The sequence below is a fragment of the Kibdelosporangium philippinense genome (genome assembly GCF_021390435.2).
Classification (GTDB): domain Bacteria; phylum Actinomycetota; class Actinomycetes; order Mycobacteriales; family Pseudonocardiaceae; genus Kibdelosporangium; species Kibdelosporangium philippinense.
On sequence record NZ_JAJVCN010000004.1, the window covers coordinates 651882 to 670768 of the forward strand.

General features: G+C 65.5%; 5 protein-coding genes and 1 pseudogene. 4 read left to right on the plus strand and 2 right to left on the minus strand.

Translation table 11 applies throughout. The annotated features are described in order from the left end of the window. Positions 1-38: 38 nt before the first annotated feature. From LWC34_RS45860 to LWC34_RS59170, 4 genes and pseudogenes are all read left to right on the plus strand, one after another. Positions 39-530, plus strand: a pseudogene (locus LWC34_RS45860) (transposase); the annotation flags it as partial. A 298-nt stretch (positions 531-828) separates the two neighbouring features. Next, positions 829-1176, plus strand: a complete 348-nt coding sequence (locus tag LWC34_RS45865) for a hypothetical protein (protein ID WP_233731552.1) — start codon at positions 829-831, stop codon at positions 1174-1176. Beyond that, positions 1177-1305, plus strand: coding sequence for a hypothetical protein (locus tag LWC34_RS57490; RefSeq protein WP_284051888.1), 129 nt, complete (start codon positions 1177-1179; stop codon positions 1303-1305). It abuts the gene before it with no gap. A gap of 231 nt (positions 1306-1536) precedes the next feature. Next, entirely contained in the window at positions 1537-1854 is a 318-nt protein-coding gene (locus LWC34_RS59170; RefSeq protein ID WP_372496782.1) for a helix-turn-helix domain-containing protein, read from the plus strand. 212 nt (positions 1855-2066) lie between these two features. On the opposite strand, the gene LWC34_RS58420 is transcribed toward LWC34_RS59170, so the two are convergent. Both LWC34_RS58420 and LWC34_RS45875 read right to left on the minus strand, forming a co-directional pair. Continuing rightward, on the minus strand, positions 2067-3110 hold the full coding sequence (locus LWC34_RS58420; protein WP_233731553.1) for a type VII secretion system-associated protein: 1044 nt from the start codon (positions 3108-3110) through the stop codon (positions 2067-2069). Then, entirely contained in the window at positions 3107-18829 is a 15723-nt protein-coding gene (locus LWC34_RS45875; protein WP_233731554.1) for a hypothetical protein, read from the minus strand. The genes LWC34_RS58420 and LWC34_RS45875 overlap by 4 nt, the downstream gene beginning before the upstream one ends. Between the last annotated feature and the right edge of the window lie 58 nt (positions 18830-18887).

An 18887-nucleotide genomic window follows, 5' to 3' on the forward strand; every position in this document is an offset into this window, starting at 1 on the left:
ACGAACCCAAGATCAAAAAGCAACAACTTGATCTTTTACGGCTTCACTACCTGCGTAATCTGCTGACCAAGGTGCCGAAGTCGGCGCAGCCGGGCGTGGCCACGCTGGTGCGCACGATCTTCGATCAGGCCGACGCTCAGACAGTGCGTGAGCAGTTTGGCAAGGTCGCCGATTCGCTGGCCGACAAGCTGCCGGCCGCGGCCGAGCATCTGGACGCCGCCCGGGACGAGTTGCTGGCATTCACTGTGTTTCCGCGTGAGTTGTGGAAACAGCTCTGGTCCAACAACCCGCAGGAGCGGCTGAACAAGGAGATCCGCCGCCGCACCGATGTGGTCGGGATCTTCCCGAACCGCGCGGCGATCATCCGTCTGGTCGGCGCGGTGCTGGCCGAACAGACCGACGAATGGGCCGAAGGACACCGCTACATCGGGCCGGAGTTGTTGTCCCGCAGCAGAATGCACCTGCTACCCAACGACGACACGGCCACGGAAACCAAAGAAATCATGGCCACCGAGACCATGACCGCCTAAAGTCCACACTGGATCACGCGGAGCCTTCTCTTACACCACTCCGCAGGGCATGACCGTGGTTGTGGTCGGTTGCTGCCGCTTCGATGCCGCTCCGGCAGATCGGAAGACATGAATGTCGGGCTGCTGAGTCCAGATTAGACGGGCTGCCTGGACTACCCGATCCGGCGCAGGTCCGTGACTGGCTGGCCACTGGCGAGAACGCGCCCGCGCACAGTTTCGGTGAGCGTTATCCGGCTCCATCCTTCGTCGCGAGCAAGCTCGCTCCTGCGTGATGGTGGCGATCGACAATAGTCAACTGATGGCACTCGACGTGACACACCGATTCGTGACAGAACGCGGCGAACTGTGGCCTGATCTGCGTGACACCACAGGCGTGCTCGGCGCCATGTGGGGTGCCACTCGCAGCTGGGTCGACTCCATCATCCGCACCGCGTCCGCTCAGCTGGACACGCTGCTCACGGAAAGAGAGCGCTCAGGTGGTCCCATGCTCGTGGCAGGCGACACGTCCAGGTCAGTCCAAGACTGCTCGACAAATTCACCCGAATCGGTGAACGGATTCGACGTCGTACGTCAAGCGCTCGACCGTCCCGTTGTTGAACGCACTGGGCTCTCCAGGGCATCGATATTCGACAGGAGAACCGCATAAATGCACGACCCCACCGTGCTTGCGGCGCTGATCACCGCTGGGAGCGCTGTCATCACCGCCGTTGGCGGCATCATCGCCGCGTTACTCGTGCGCCAACGTCACCGGTCAAAAGAGGATGACCAGGACTGACCTCTAACACCAAGTGATCATCTGAACAGGTCTGCGTTGTCTCTGTCGGTCGCGTCGTCAGGTCTGACCACCTGCGGCACGACCGACAGATCCACATCACGACCCCACTCGCCGTGTGACCAAGAGATTCGCGAATCTCTCGACTATTACGTCCGTTAACGCGACAATTTGAAGGGCAGTCCGACCGGCGTCAACTTCTGAAGATCAGAAACAGGAGAACAGGATAATTCGATGACTCAGTACCTTGGCGCCTCCCAGATCGCTCGTCAGCTTGGGGTCAGCACGGGCACTGTGACGAAGTGGATCACTCGGTTCGCCGCGTCCGGTGCACCATTTCCACCGCCCGATGTCGAGATCGCCGAAACCGGCGGCCGAGTCACCCGGGGCTGGTCACCCCAGCGTTGGCCCGATATACAGCAATGGGCCGCCGCTGACCGGTACACCACCCGCCGCCCAGGAAGACCACGAGGTCAGCATGCGAACTCGAAACTTCTGAATCGGCATCGAGACGCGCCCCTGCCATCGAGCGACAACGCTGCAGGCGGATAAGACGAATCGACGCCCGGATCACACCTCTTGGGTGTTCAAGGTGCACCAGATTCGCGAGCAAGGGGTGCATGCGTCAGAACCTCGCCCATCCTGATCATCCAACCTGGTCAACTTCCACTCTGCCCTGATCCGAGAGGTAATCAGCCATGTTGCTGTGACTGGCCTGCCTTGAGGAGACAGTTTCTCGATCACCGAGAAGGTTGTCGCCGGGCTCACTGGTCGCTGGTTTCCAGGGGCTGACGGGCCCGATCGTTCTCGGGGTCCTCGGCGATGCTCGTTCGCAACGTATCCGCCACCACACGGAACGGTCGCGCGCCCGCCGGGTTGAGCAGGATGTCGACGTCCTGCGGAAGCGCTTCCACGATCCGTTCCACTGTCACCTGACGCCAGTGCTCGAACGGAGTCCGCCGCCGCTGCACACCGGCGGTCGCAACCGCGACACACGAAACCCCGTCCGGCGCCGGTCCCACCAGCAACTGCCCGTCCTCGGTCACAGCCAGCTCCACGAGCGCGTCCCGCAACGTCGGAATCAACGACTCGGCGCTCTCCATCCCCTGAGTCACCAATTGGATCACCGCGTCAGTCGGATCTGTCGCCCCGTCCTGCGCCGCGGGCTCGTAGTCCGGGTTGGGCGTGAACCGTCCCGGCACCCCGTTGTCGTCCAGCAACCAGCCGCCCACCATCACCTCCGCAGGAGGCATGTCGTCCGGCGATTCCGCCTGCCATACCGGATCCACCAGCAGCGCCCAGTTCGAATCCGGGGTCATGTTCTCAGCCATCAGAAATCTCCTACCTGTTCTTCGTAACGATCGTTTCGCCCGGCTCTCAGGGACGAAAGACACCACCATTCCGCGCCGGCTCACAGTCGCACGGGCTCGCTCAGCGGACACGTCGTAGCTGGACAGCCACCTGCGTACCGTCGCCGCCTGAGCACCGATGTCAGCGGCTACGTCCTCCGCACGTTCGTGGTCCATCAGGAGGCGTCTCACGGCGTTGTAGCGCTGCCCTGCCGTGAACGCCGGCTGTTCCCGCATCCCACTCACATTCGGGTCCGCGGCGCCCTGTGGCACGAACTGAACGGCCATCGGGCCGGGGTCATCTCCCGGTCCGGGCACGGTGGCCATCCAGTGTTCGAGGTTCGGGTGGCCCGGCGGGTCGACCCGCAGCAGGCTGCCCTCCCTTGCCGGATTGGGAGCAGCGAACTCGTACGAGCGGCCGTCAGGGACATAGACGCGGATCCTCAACCCGAAGCTCACCGCGGCGATCCATGGCGCGATGCCGGGCCGTCCTCGTCGGTCAACAGCCAGCCACGCGTACGGAGACCTGGAGTCTGGCCGACTCGGACCGCGTATGCGGCCGAATCCGAATCCGAATCCCCGGCGGACGGCTCGGGCTCGGGGGCCGTGTCACCGGTCGCGATGTCACGCGCCCGGAGTGTTTCCAGGTAGATGTCACGGGCGAACGCGCCGATCTTGTCGCTGGTCGCGCGGATGTCGTCAAGAGTGCGGTGCCGCTGCCCGAACATCCGGAACTCGACGAGCGCCTGCGGGATCGGCAACCGTCCGAAGTGGTCATAGGCGTCCAGGTAGACGGAGTGCATCCGGATCGCCTCGTCCTGACCGATGACCTGGTCCTGGCTGACCGGTTGAAGGCCGTTCCGCAGGTAAAGGGCGAGCGTGTGATCCGGATGCCCCTGCCTGTCGGGATTGAGGTTGAGTGCGAGGATGCCACCTCGCTCCCGGACCGATTTCCCGTACCTATCCGCCATCTCACGCATGTGGTCTTCTCGGTGCACGGCGCGGAAATGGTCTTCGATGTCCATCAGGATCTGGTCCGCGTTGCGGGCGAGGTATTCCCGTGCCGGGGGAGGCAGTGTCTCGTAGAGCGCCGCCAACGAGGTCCGGGACGCCAACAGCGAGTAGTTCGTCCTGTTCTTGTGAGGACGCAACAACGACCTCATGACCATGTAGCCATGGGACGCGACCAGCGTGGCCATGCTTCGTACGCCGTTGACGACCTCGTCGGTGCCCCGCCGGTCAAGCTCGGTGGCCAGCGAGCGGTCGAGCGTGAAGTTCCCGGCGCGGCTGTCGATGCCCAGCATCCTGGCGGCGACGCGGTCACCGAACGCCATGGCGAAGTCGTTGGACTCCTTGACCTTCCTTGGCGCCATCGCGGCGTTGTCCCCGGCCAGCCGGAAGACGTCGCGAAGCCGGATCACCGGTGCCGACGAGGTGAAGTGCAAGGCCAGCCGGTCCCGGTCCAGGCCGGGCGCCGGTGCCGCGATCCTGACCTCGCCCGCTGTCGGCGGATGCTCGTAGCCGTCCCCGACCGGGAAGAGTTCCGTGAGCAGCTTGCGCGGCTCGGCGCCCAGCAGCAGTTCGTAGGCCTTGCGGACCTCGGCGTGCACGACACCAGGCTCGGGGAAGGCTTCTTCTTCCGGGAAGTCCTTGGCGGGATGGCTGACGATCTCCACGATGTCGTGGCTGAACCAGTCGAGCTTGATGTCGAAGTGCGGTCCCGTCACCACAGTCGCGAACTGGTCGTGCTTGTCGGCCAGGGAGACGGCGATCCCGGTCTCCAGTTCGAAGCCACCGCTGTCGGTGTCCCGCACCGGCCCGGGGACCGTGGTGTCGGGTGACGAGTCGGCAGGCCTGGTGGGATCGGCGACCGCGTGGCTGTTCGGTGTGTACAGCGTGCCCAAGTGGCCGTACGAACGCACCGAATCGACGACATCTGTGGCTACGGCGTCATGGACGGGCTCGTTCGAGCGGAGCATCACGAGTGGCCGGTTGATGTCCGAACCGGATGCCATCTGGAAGTACCCACTGGCGCTCACCAGCTTGCCGAACTCCGCGCCGGTCATCTCGACCCTCGCCTGCTGGTTCGAAGGCAGCATCACGGTGACGTCGAAGGTACGGTTGCCGCCCGTACTGGCTACGTAGAACGGGGTGGCCGAGGTGTCCTGGGCCTTGACCGCCGCCGACCGCATGTCCGCCAACTCCACCGCATCACGCGGGAACCCGATTCCGATGACGTTCTGGCGGTTGTCCCGCAACGGGCCCGACAGCACCTGGGTGGCGTCGAACGTCACCTCGGAGCCGGCGACCGTCCCGGTCAGAGATGGGTTCACCACCATCCGGTACACGCCGCTGACCGGCTGACCCGCCCGGTCCGTCGTCGCCTCCACCCCGTAGAACGAGTACTTGGCCGGTCGCTCGCCCTGGTAGTCAGGCAGCTCGCTGGAATCGTTCGGCTCGCTCATGAGCCTGATGCTCTTGCCGGTCGGCGCGTAGACAGCACCGGTGTACCCGGACTCGCGCAGCACACGGACCGACTGCATCGCCGCTTCGCCGTCCGGGTGGCCGCTCAGGCAGGACATGTAGACCAATGGCCGCCCGGGATCGGCGGACAGCGCGGCGAAATTCGTGTTGGCGGCAATCACCCTGCCGTGCTCGGCTCCCGCCATCTCGACGCTTCGCCACTGTGGCGTCGCCCCACGCGGCGCGACGTTGATCGCGCCGACGAAGCCGCCCCGGGTCGCGTGCATGTTGAGGTAGAACGGAACACGTCCGGGCTGCCGCGCGGACCAGGGAGTCGCCACCCGGGCTTCCGGCTCCAGCCACTTGTCGTCCCGGTAGTCGGGGACGTACGCGCGGTCGGACTCGCGTATCGGCCTGGAAGCCCAGTCCTGCGCCCTGCGGCCGGTCTCAGGGTCGGCGGGGAACGTTAGACCGATCAACTGGTTGTCCGCGCCGTGCAGCGGCACGGTGAGCAACTGGTCCGCGGTGAAGCTCACCGGGGTCCCGTCCTCGAATGTTCCCTGGAACCCCGTCGCCGATCCAGCGATCCGGGTGGCCGGCTCCGCGACGGCGGCGCCCGCCCCGGAACCCGCGTGATCACTGTCCCGCATCAACCAGCCGCCCAGGGCGGACTCCGGTTCCGCCAACCCGAAGGTGCTCCGCAGAGTGCCCAGCAACTGCTTGGCGTTGTTCTCCCGCCCGGTGTCGAGCGCCAACTGGCCGGCGATCACGGTGACGATGTCCTCGTGCAGCCTGGTCATCGGGTCTACGGTCACCCGAGTTGACCCAGGGGCCGGGCGCGGGATCCGGGTGCCGTTGCTCACGACGCGCCTGGCCTGGCCGACGTAAGCCCGCTGGGACATGGGACCCCGCCTGTTCTGCGCGGCCGTGGCGTCCCGCACCAGGTCCGTCCAGCGGACCGTACGACCGTCCGGCAGGGGCACTTCGATCCGCAAGTGCAGGCCGACATCGTGGACGCCACGCTGGGCCCGATGGTCCGCAGCCGCTTGAGTCAGAGCGGTATGGACACTTGTGCTCATCGTCGTCACGTCGGCCTTCGGCGCACGCCTTGACGACCTGGCGGCATCGAAGATCGCCTGCTCGTCCGGGGACATGACGGGATCGCGCGTCCACGGTGTACCCGTGTGCACGGTCTCGAAGGTTCCGGTCCTGCCCGGTGCGGGCCTGCTCACGGCATGCCACGACTGGGACCGTTCCTCGTCGATCTGTGTCGTCAGCACACCGTTGGGGGCATAGGAATTCCCGTAGTGGCCCATCGCCGACAGTTCGGACGCCGCCGCGCCAGAGATCGACGAAGCCCCGCCGAGCCCCGCCGAGGACGTCAGATACACCACCGGCCGGTCCGGCTCGACGCTCGACGCCGTCTGGAACCACGGGCTGGCGGCCACCAGCCTGCCGAACTCGGTACCGTCCAGCGTCACCACGTCGAAGCCCCGGGCGGACGTCCGGATCGACACCTGGAACCCGTTCGCACCACCATCACTGGCGACGTAGAACGGACTCTTCCCTGACCACGGCGCCCGACTCGGATCGACTCGGCCCTGTCCCGCGGAGTTCTTGATGATGTGCCGGTCTGTGCCCCGCCGCAGGACCCTGGTGAAGCGGTCGAGGTCCGTCACCCGGCCCGAGTCGTCAGTGGGGAAGGCGAGGCCGATGACGTTGTTCAGGTCGTCCGTCAACGGCTGCACGAGCACGTTCTCGTGCCGGAACCGGAACGGCTGCCCCTCTCGGGACCCCGTGATCCGGGGGTTGACCGCCAGCCGGAAGACACCCGGAACCCGGCGTCCCCGGCCATCGTTGCCCGGCTGCACCCCGGCCGCCGAGATGTTCTGCCAAGGTCCCTGGCTCTCGTTGTAGTGAATCATCTGGGCCATGCCGGTAGGCACGAACACCGGCCCGCGAACCCAGCCCCGCTCCAGGTGTTTGACCAGTTCGGCCGCCGCCTCCCCGGTCGGTGCGCCCAAGTTGCAGGACACGAACACGATCGGCCTACTGGGATCGACGCTCATCGCGCGATGGAAATGGGTGTTCGCCAGCAGTACCTTCGCGTACTCACCCGGATACAGGCCCGCGGTGGCATACGTGCCGTCCGCTTGCCGGACCGAGACCCCCAGGTTCTCCGGGTTCCCGTGTACCGACTCGTAAAGCGGTGTACTCGTGATTCCCCTTGTCGCCCATGGCGTCGCGACCAGCCGGCTCGACTGGCCGTAGTCAGGTGAGTATTTGTAGTTCGTCAACGGCAACGGCCGCGCGGCCCAGGAGACGAACTTAGTCTCTTCCTGGCCATCCTGCTTGGGAAAACCGACTCCCACCGGTTCGCCTCGGTGGTTACGCAAACCGGTGGTGAGCACATCGGCCGAGGAGAACGTCACGGCGTCGCCGGTCTCCGGATCGAATCCGGTGATCTCCACCGAGGGCACTTCTGGCTCGGCCTCGGTACCAGCCTGACTCGGCCGCACCTGCACGACCGCCGGGCTGGTCTCCTGCGCGTCGGCGGCGTCCAGAAGTGCCTGCTGCTCGGGTGAGAGCGCGGGATTGGCCGTCGCCCCTTCGCTGCGCACCGAGACGAAAGTCCCCTGCTCACCGGGCGCCGGCCTGCCCACGCCGTGCCACGACCGCGAGCCCCGCTGATCGATCTCGGTGAACAGCTCGCCGTTCGGGGCGAACGAAGCCCCGCGATGGCCGTACGACGCAACGGAAGCGGCTGCGGCACCGGCAACCGGCGAAGGCCCGTGCCCGGTTCCGGACGTCAGGTACACCACCGGCCTGACCGGGTTGGCGCCGGAAGCGATCTGGAACCACGGGCTGGCGGCGACCAGCTTCCCGAACTCCGTCCCGCTCAGCGTGACCGGCCCCGGTTGCCCGTCAGCCGGGTCCAGGGTCACCCGGAACCCGCCCGCGTCACCATAACCGGCCACGTAGAACGGCTTTTTGTTCGACCACAACGGCAAACGCGCGTCGAACTGGGGGAAACGGCCGCGGCGAGCGTAGTTCTCGAGAACCTCGATGCCCGTGTTCTGATGCGCAGTCGTGGTGAACAGGCTCAGCTCGGTGGCGTTCGCCGGATCGGCACCGGGGTACTGGACACCGATCACCTCACCAGCTCTGTTGGTCAGCACCGCCGACTTCACATCGGCTTCCCGGAAACGACGAATCTCGCCGTCCGGTCCGTGTCCCACGATCTCAGGGTCGACCACGCGCCGGTAGACACCCGGAGCCTGCTGCTCGTCGCCCTCCAGCAACGGCGGCCGGTCGACCGAAGAGAACGAGATGTCCGACCACGGCGTCTCCTCCGAGTCGAACAGCCTCCCGGTATCCGCCCCGCTGGGCGCGTAGAACGGCCCTCGTATGCCGCCGTTTTCCAGCAGCCGCGTCAGTTCCGTGGCCGCGTTCGCGTCCGGATGCGCGATGTGCCCCGACATGAAGACGATCGGCCGTGGACGCGCACCACCGGTAGCGGCGACGAAGTGCTGATCGGCCATCAGCAGCTTCGCGTATTCCGCATTGGACAGGTCTACCAGCCTGGACTGGTCCGAGCCGTCCGGCGCGGGAAGCTCCACGGTGAACACGTTCCCGTTGCCGTTCGCCCACACGTAGAACGGCTTCCCGACTCCTGTCTGCAACGCCCACGGCGTGGGAACACGACCGGTCCTGAAGCCATTGGTCTCCGCGTCGTAGTCCGGCACATACGCTGTGTCGGACAGGCGCAACGGGCGGGATGCCCATGTCGCGAGCCTGCTGTCGTCCTCGCCCCGCTGGGGGAAGCCGATGCCCACCGGTTCGGTACCGGCCTGCAGGACAATCTTGTACGCATCACCCGGCGCGAACCGCACCGCTTGCCCAGTCGCCGGGTCGTGCCCGGTGATGACCACCGGACCGGAAGGGTCGGTCAGCGACGGCATCGCGGCGTGTTGGGAGGAACGCGTGACATAGACAGCGTCACCTTCGCGATCCTCTTGCACGGCGGCGTCGACGACCTTCTGCTGCTCCGGGGGAAGGGAGAATTCGCCGTCCCACGGCACGCCGGTGTGCACCTGCTCGAAGGTTGCCTGCTCTCCCAGCGCGGGCCGGGCAACACTGTGCCACGAATCGTTGCCCGATCCGCTGGTCGGCGAGAACAACCTGCCGTTGGGCGCGAACGAGTCACCACGATGACCGGCAGCGGCCGCTTCAACGGCCGCGGCGCGAGCGATCGACGACTCGGGGTTCCGGCCCGCACCGGAAGTCAGATACACCACTGGCCGGTTCGGATTGTCACTGGACGCGATCTGGAACCACGGGTTGGCGGTCACCAGTTTCCCGAACTGTGTCCCGTCCAATGACACCATCGCTCGTGCGCCACCGCGGTTCGCCGAGACCAGGAACCCGTCCGTATCACCATGGCTGGCCACATAGAACGGCGTATCCAGAGTGGACCACGGCGTCTGAAGCGTTTCCTCCGTGGCGTTGTCGCGGAACTCCTGGCCAAGTTTGCCGTAGCCGGTTGTGGCGAACTGGCTGAGATTCACCCCTATGCCTCGATGTGGCTGGAAGGCGATGCCGATGACGTTGTTCTCATCGTCGACCAACGGCACGGTAAGCACATCGCCGGCCCGCAACGAGATATCCACCCCGCCGAAGCGGCCCACGATCGTGGGATTCGTCACCAGCCGATAAACGCCAGGCACCTCCCGGCCCGCCCGATCCCGATCCGGTTTCACCCCGGTCATCGAGATCTGCCCCCAGCTCCCCTCGCTGTCCTTCCAGCCGATTCCGGTGTCGACTCCGGCAGGGGCGTAGAACGGTCCGCCGAAACCGCGCTCATGCAGCAGTCCCACCAGACCGGATGCCGAGGTCGCGTCCGGATGCCCGGTGTAACACGACGTCAGCACGATCGGACGGCCGGTGCCACCACCCGCCGCGGCCACGAAATGCTGATCCGCCGAGATCAGCTTGGCGTATTGCGCTGAATTCAAGTAGATCTGGGTGTACTGCGGACCGGTCGGTGTCGTGCGCCGCAATTGAACACTGAAGTGCGCGCGCGTTCCATGTGCCTCCACATAGAACGGCGTACGGACACCCTGCGAAACGACCCAAGGTGCCACAACGTTGTCATCCGGGTGCTCGTACGTGTCCTCGGTGAGGTTCGACAGGTACATGGTGTCGGTCAGTCGCGCGGCACGGGAAGCCCAACGTTGCGCCCTGTCCTGCTCCACCGGTTCCAGGTAGCTGATTCCGACCTGCTCGCCATTGTGGTTCAGCAGGGGGAACTTGTGCACTTCGGCCGGCGAGAACGTCACCACGTTCCGGTCGGCGTCCTGCCCGGTGATCATGTCCGTGGTGGTACTGCCGGCGATTGGGGCGACGTCAGCGTTCGACGACCGCGTGTACGCCGTGCGGCCCGGACGTGTGCGCTGATCCCGGTCTGACTGGCTGTTGCTGGTGTACGAGCCGCTGCTGTCCGTCGCGGTCCAACTGCTGTCACTCGACTCGGCCGGCGCGAACGCCGCCCGTCCCCGGCCGCCGCCGGATCCGCCCGGTCCACCGCCAGGAGGCCTACTCGTCAACGGCCCGCCAGGTCCGCCATAGCTGCCAGAAGAAGGCCCCTGACTCGGCTGCGGCAACTGCTCGTCATTGGTCCACACGACCACTCGGCGCCGCCGGTCGGCCGCATCACCGCCGGTCGGCGGATAGGGGCTGGCCGAATTCCCGTCCGCCCGGGAAGTCGTGACATACCGCACAGCGTCCGGATCGACTCCGCGTTCTCCCAGTTGCGTGTTGACCATGTTGGTCACCGTCGTGCGGACCGAGTTCGCGCGGTTGCGTCCCTTCATCTCGGGATCGCGACCGCCGAACGTCGCCTTGTTGCCGCCGCCCTCGAAGTACACCGCAGTCCGATGCGTCCCACGCGCCGCAGCAAGAGCCGCCTGCTTCGCGACCAAGGCCACGAAGTCACGCAGTTCCGCATCCGACTGACCACTGTAGACGTCGCGCTTGTTGTTGAACGGCACCTCGATGTGCGAGGCGGCCGTAGCGGTCGGTTCGAGTCGCCTGATCCGGTCGGACAGAAGATCCGCCTGCTGGACGACGTGTTCAAGCCGCGGGTACTGGGCGCCCAGCAGGTCGGGGGCATCCGGATTCCGGTACGAATAGTTGCGCAGCTCCAACAACACCAGGCCGTCGCCTCGCCGCATGCCGTCGTTGGTGTCGAGATGGTCGAATTCCGTGTGCACATACAGCACGTCATACTGGCTGACGTGCACGGCCGGGTGCGCGCGCAAAGCGTTGTCGAGGTAGTCGCCGATGGTGAACCTGGGACCGTCACCGTGCCCGCCGGGCCACGCGAGAACATTCTGCCTCGCTGACCGCGGCCGAGCCCAGCGGTGCTGGTTGAGTCTCCGCCCGGCTTCCGCCTTGATCTCAGCCGCGTGGGCGTCGAGGAAGGCCCGGACCCTAGGCGGCAGGGCCGCCCGATAGGCCTGCAACCGCAGACGTGACGTCACCGCGGTAAAACTCTTGGGATTCGACTCGTCGACGACCACCTGAACAGCGGCAGCGGCAGCGACCTGGTTGTAAGTTACGGCGCCGAAACCACGCAGCGCCTGAACCTCCGCATCACCGCGCAGCGCTTGCAGCCCTGCTGGGTGCACGTTCGCGAAACGCGCCGCGAGCCAGTCTCCGAACTGCAGCCCGGAATTCAGGTTCTCGTACCGGTGCAGCGTCACGTCCGTTCCCAAACGGTTCGTGTTCTGCCTGAGCTCCTCAAGAATCGCCGGCACACCCGCCGGTGGCACACCCACCGTGTAATGCAGGAGAAGCCTGCGGTCCTCGACCAGGTGGCCGGCCGAGGCCTTCCGTCCGGCGTCGGTGAGTTCGTGCGCGGGAAACAGCTGCGACAGTGGCGTGCGATCCGGCGCGGTGGTGAGTCTCTTGTAGACCTCTCGTACCTTGTTCAGCGCCTCATCACGATTCAGCCTGCCGTCATCACCTCGTACCGCCCAGATCGGTTTCGTGATGATCTCGAACTTCGGGTAACCGCGACCGTCGTCGACGACGACGTCGTACCAGTCGGACCTGACGAGCAACGTCGCGTCCTCGGTGACGCCCCTGACACTCTTGCCACTCTCCGCTTCGATCCCGATCGCCCCGCCGCGCAGCCGGGACAAGCCCCTACCGAGCCGGTCGGCGAGTTCGCGAGCCCGGAGCTCGTCGCTTTCGTGCCAGCGGTGGAGCACACTCAACGCCACCTGAGCCGCGGGCTTGTCCCGGTGTTCGTCCAACCGCAGCTCGTCCGCCGTCAGCGGGCCCCGGCCCGGTGACAACCATTGGGACACCTTCTCCAGCCGCGTCCGGAAATCATCCCGGCCGCGGACCGTCTCCCAATGCCCCTGGTCCCACTCGGTGTTGCTCACTGCCCGGGGGATCGGGTTCAGCTCTGTGGGGGCCTTGATGTTCGTGTTCGCGCTTGTAGAGCTGAAGGCGGGCTTCGGGTCGGATGTCCTAGGGTCCACGTTCGCATCTGCGGAGCGATCAATGTCACTGCTTGTGGAGATGGGAGGGAGACTGGTCTCGTTCTTGATGGATTCGATTCTGGTTGCTGGCTCGGTGTCCGGCTTGCTGGGATCGACCTTCCCGGACTCGGTCTTCGGCGTCGCGTCGGTTCTCCCAGCGGTGTCAGACGTTGCCGAGGTTTCGGCTCTGGAGACTGAGCCCGGCCTTGACTCGAATTCAGCCTTCGTAACAGCTTCCGGCTTCATCGGAGTCACCGCTCGCGTCCCAGGCTCCCGAACCGACTCCGTCGTCATGTTCGGCACATAGCTGTAGTCGGCCTCCAGCACCGGTTTTGCAGCCCAAGCTTGCTTGTAGAGACCTTCATGGAGCAACTGGTCTTCAGTGAAGGTCGTCACGGAACCATCCGAGAACAATCCCTGGACAGTCTCCGCGGAACTGATCTGCGAGGTGTCCGCCGTCAGCGCCTGTTCCGTCACTCCGGTACTCGTGCTGCTGTTCGACCACGAACTCGGCGGACCACCGTCATCGGTCAGTGGCCGGCCGTGGGCGGGAAGACCCGAGGCCTGGTGCCCGTTGACCGACAGCGTTCCGCCGAAGCTGGAATCCGACGAGAACTCGACCAAGTCGTCCTCGTCAACGAGCAAACCCTGCGAATCCGCCGGATTCGGCACCGCAACACCAGCCGACCGCCCCGGCGCGCCGCTGTCAGCCTGCGAGATCGAACGGCGAACCTGTCCGGTGACCGCTGACTTCGGCGCACCGGGTACCAGGGGCACATTCCCCGAGCCCACGGCATTACCAGCCAAAGAAGGCATCACGGTGGGCTGGCCGCTGCTCGTGGTCGTCACGTTGGATTGGGCGGCGTGCCTCGACGCCTTGGCGGTCTCGAGAAGCGCTTGCTCGTCCGATTGCGTCACGGGATCGCGGTTCCACGGTGTGTGCTGCGAGAAACCGGATGGCGCTGCTGTCCATGTCCCGTCGCCGCCAAGCGTCGGACTGTATTTGCTGTCATCTCCCGTACCGAGAACGCCTGCTGGCCCTGGAGCTGCCGTGTGCGGCTCGGCATGCCGGGAAACCGAAACGAACTCACCGGGCACCACCCGTCCGTTCGGACGCCGAGTAGCCTTCACCCCGATCCACGAGTCGGTCTTGGCGCTGTTGACGTCCATATCCACGAGCCCGGTAGGCGCATAGACCACACCGAGGTGTCCCAGATCGGCGAGCACCCCGGCAGCGCGTCTTGCGGCCCCCGAACCGGGAAATCCGGACTGACCGGTCAACACCACGACCGGACGCGTGCGGTCGATGCTCGACATGATCTGGAAGTACGGGATGGCGTGCGTGAGGGTCGCGTACTGGTCACCGGACAAGACTGTCTCGACGAACTGACTATTCGTCTGGATCGTCACGCGGAAGGAATCTCCTCGGCCGGGACCAATCAGGTAAAACGGTTTACGCCCCTGCCATGGCGCCTGCGTATGGTTTTTCGTATCGCGGATTCCGCCTTGCAAGCTCAATGCATACGAGGTATCGATCACGCGGTTCTTGACGGCAAAGTACTCGTTGAACTGCTTTCGGTATTTGGGATGAGGAGGGTAGGAGACTCCAAGCACGCGGCCACGGTCGTCACGAAGCGTGCCATAAACAGCCTGTGACGCCTGGAAGGTGATCGGCGAACCATCGGCTTTACGCGACCCTGTGATCACCGGGTCGGAAACCAATCGGTACACCCCAGGAACCCACCGGCTGGACAGCGGCGGATTCGCCGCTTCGCCCTGCTCCCGACTCGCTCGCTCCGAATAGTCGAAGTTGTCGAACGCCGGGCTAGCGCCCAAGTTCGAGGTGTTCGCGTTAATCGACTGACCATATCCGATGCCAGTCGGCGCATAGACAACCGCCGGATATCCGGCTTCCGCGAGCGCGCGAACGGAATCGCGCCCGCTCGACGCCACCGGATGACCGGCCCAGCACGACATCAAGACGAAAGGCCTGTCCGGGTCCGCTCCGTACGCTTCACGGAATGCGTGCATTTGCGAAAGAATTCGGCCATATGTCTGCCCATCCACGGAAACAGATCGATAGTCGGGGAGATATTCCTCCGGCGCCACGTTGATGCGGATCACATGCGATTTCTCCACTGAATGGATGAGTGTCCAGAACGGAGTACGGCCAGGCTGGCGTACACTCCATGGGGTATCGAGAATCTGCGACCTGAGCTGCGCAGGACCGTCATCGTCAGTATTCTCGGGATAGATCTCGGCCTTGTACTTGTGATCACCCAGGCGGTGACGTTTGCTCGCCCACGTACGCAGATCACTCAGGTCGCCGTCCTTCACGGGGAAAACAAGGCCAACCACCGAGCCGTTGTGATCATTCAAAACATGGGCTTCCACCTGATCCAAGGTGAAATTCACGTTGCCGCCGGAATATGAGTACCACGTACCGGCGAAGTTCTGCGGCGGTGCTGCCTGTGCCTGCAATGAAAGCCCTGCCACTCCAGCAACGAGACCAGCCACATCCACCGGAGGCGCGGACGCCGTCCACGCCTCGCTCGTGTCGGGCGAAGCTGTTCCAGCCAGAGTGATCGGACTCCCGAACCGCCCATCCACCGGAGAGACCGGCGGAATACCGGCGGCGTGCTCAGCGAATTCAGCCTTTGCAACAGCTTCTGGCTTCACCGTGGTCCCGGTCCCTGACGGCTCGGTCTTCGGCGCGATGTTCGTCAACGCTGTGTTGGTGGCCGTCGCGAGTCCGGGGTGTGGCGAGCCAACTATTTCGGGTTCTGTGATGACGTTATCGCTCGTGGTCATCGCGGTGGTGTTCGGTGTTGCCACCGGCTTCGATTCGAGGCCCGCCGAACTGGTGCCAGCGGTAGGCAACCGGGCGCCGTGGTCGTCAGGATCGGCCGGCCGTCGGCGCGGACCGGCGCCGGCGCCGAACATCGGGCGTGGCAGTTCGGACTCCCGGCGGAACTGGTCGGCCAACTCCTGCGCGGGAGTGAGGATCGAATCGCGGTCCTGGCGCAGCTGGAACAATCGGTAGGCGACCTGCAACCGGATCTGGTTCCGCTCGTCGAGCCGCGCGGCCTGCTCCGGGTCGAGACCGACCAAGAAGTGCGGGGGTGGTGTGAACCCGGCCCGGAGCATGAGCTCGTCGGCCTGGCGCAGCAGCTCGTCCACGTCCTCCTCACGCCGCTTGCCGAACACCCGCTCGGCAGTGCGGATGAGCTCCTCCCTGACCGGATCCCGTTCGTCCTGCGCGGACTCCGTGGTGGCCGCGGCGCGCTGAGCAGCTTCGGGCGCGGGTGTTTCCATGCCAGGCCGTTCGCGGTACTGCCGCATGTTTTCCTGCGCTGGCGTAAGGCCTCGCTGCTGCGGGTTCGGTCCGTCGCCCGTCGCGGAAACATTGTCGTCCGTGCCGCCGTACCCGGCTTTGACTGGGTACGCCTGGACCGGCGGGACGTCCAACACCATCTCATCGGGGCGCTCGAATGACAGCTCGTTGCCCGGCCGGTCGCCGAGCGACTGCCCCCCCAGCACACCGAGGGGGCTTGTCGGCCCGGCTTGCGCGTCCAGGCTCTTCGACCCGGCATCCCCGACCAACGTCCGCGTTTCCGCGCCGACGTCCGGGTCCCTGTCGATGGGTTGCGGTTCCGTGCCGTTGTGATCCTCAGCGGCGTTGTCGTCATCGCCGAGGAGGGTCGAGGCGTTGTCGTCCCAGTCGGCCTCCGTTTCGGTAGTGGGCAGGTTGTCGCCGACCACCGCTGTCTCCAGCCCCGGGAGGCCGCCTTCGTCCATCGTTGGACCGTTGGCAGTCTGGGACACGGGAAGGTGCGCCGATGGCGTGGCAGTGGGGCCGCTGCCGGCTGGCGTGTTCTGTCCAGCGCTCGCGAGACCATTGCTGACGGCGTTCGTAGCCGGTCCACTGGACGGTTGTGCGACGTTGGCGGGGTTGGGATTTGCGGCCGGCGTCGCCGGAGGGCTGGTGCTCGGGTCGTTGATCGTCGTGCTCGGGCTATCGTGCGCCGGGGTCTGCGGACCGGAGGACACCGCGGGACTGCTGTTGGGATCCAGCCCTGCTAGTCCGTTGACACTCGTGGCCACGTTTCCCGGTCCATGCGCGAGCCCATTGGCTGGGTCACCGTTCGAGCCAGACATCGCAGGCGCGTTGACCGACGTGCTGACGTCACCAGCCGAGTTCGGCCCACCAGTCACCGCCGGGCCGTTCGACGACGTGCTCGGCGTACCTCCCGCGGCACCAGGCCCGCTGTCCACCGTTTGACCAGTGCCCGACGAACCCAGCCCGCCAACGGCCGCCGAACCACTGCCCGACGCATCACTCACACCAACCGGACCATTCGACAACCCCGCGGAACCACCGCCCGGCCCACCATTCCCACCCGCCGAACCGCCGAAACCACTCACCGCGGGGGCATTCGACGACGTGCCCGGCCCGCCACTCACCGCCGCGTCCGTGGACGCCGGACCAGCACTACCGTTCACCCCAGCCGGGCCACCCGACGACACCGAAGGGCTATTGCCCGACGGTCCAGGACCGCCCTGACTCCCCGACGACACGGCGGGCCCACCGGTCGAACCTGGGCCAGCACCCGACAGGCTCGTCGGCCCACTAACCGGTCCACCAATCGGGCCACCCGAATTACCAGCCGATGGCCCGACGCTTCCCTGCGGCACGACCGACGGCGCGACTGGACCGCCACCCGGAGCGGGCGGCGCCAACGGGCCAGTGCCGGGCGCGGCCGGCGTGACTGGCTGCCCACCGCCGGACAGCGGCGGCTGATTCGTCGACGCGTTGCCCGGCGCCAGCGGGCCCGTGCTGGGCGGCGAGGTGATCGGCTGGGCATGCGGCCCCACCGGACCACTTCCACTGCCACCACCAGTGCCCGACGCGCCACCGTCCGGTGGCTGGTTGCCGTCACCACTCACGTTCGACCGATTACCAGCGCTACGCACCGGGTCTGTGACACCAACTGAACCTGGACCGGCTGCGCCGACAGCGCTCAATAGGCCGAGGTTGCTGAGTGGACTGTCGGGGTTGGTCAGTGCGGGCGGTGGCCCTGCCTCACCGTGCAGGCCTGCCTGCTGTTGCCGCTCATGGACAGCGGTGTGAGCCTTCGTTTCCGCCTCGTGCATCACCGGATCGGTGGCGACACTGTTGACGATGCCGAACCCGATATCCAACGGCGAGCCACCGACACTCAACCCGGCACTACCAGCAGCCACCTCGGCCACGATCCCGGACTGAATCCCGTTGACCAGCTTCTTGTTGTGAGACCCCTTCAGACCAGCGATACGGCCACCGGTACCCGAGACAGACGCCGCGCCACCACCCACCGCGCCCAGACCCGCGGCCGTCGCCAGGTTCTTGGCGGTGAGGTTCCCACCTGCCGCTTTCATACTGATGATGTCCTGCGCTGGCTCTTCAGCGGCTTCCTCGGCCGCTTCATCGACGACATTGAGGCTGCGGCGCCACCAGCTGTCCGGTGGAATCTGTTTGATCAGCTTCGGCACCGTGTACCCCGACGTGGGAATCTCACCCAGCCCCTTCGACACCGACCTCAGCACATCGTCGAAACCGTTCTTGGTGATCTGAACGGCGACATTGTCGAAACCTTTCTTGAAGCCCTCCCATCCGACCCTCGCCGCGATGATCGCAGCGGTCTTGTAACTGATACCCATCCGCACCAACCGGACCATCAACTGCCCGAGCGCCAACACGAACGGCCACGTCGCCCACAAGAAGATATTCGCCGCGATATACGACAACTCCGTCAGCGTCCACACCACCTGGACATAGATCCCGTACCGGCCGGCGTCGATATTGGTGGCCTGCTCGTCGAGCTTCCACGCCTGCATGTTCGCGATATCCGCGATCGCCTGGCCTCTGCCGTCGTTCAGCTCAGCCATGTGCACACGGAACTTCGCCGCGACACTGGGGCTGATGTTGTCCGCGACCCCGTCCACCAGATGCTGCAGGCCTTCGCCGGCCATAAGAATCCGCTGCGCATAGGCCCGGTATGCCGCGGCCTGCTCACGCATCAGGTCGATCTGCCCAGGCGGCAACGGCCCACCGGCGATGACGATCGGCAGGCCCTGCCACCCATCCGAAACGAAATGGCTCTGATCACCAGACGGTTCTGACATAGGACGCAGCCTCAATCACCTAAAGGACGTAGTATCGCTCACGAAACCGTGAAGACAG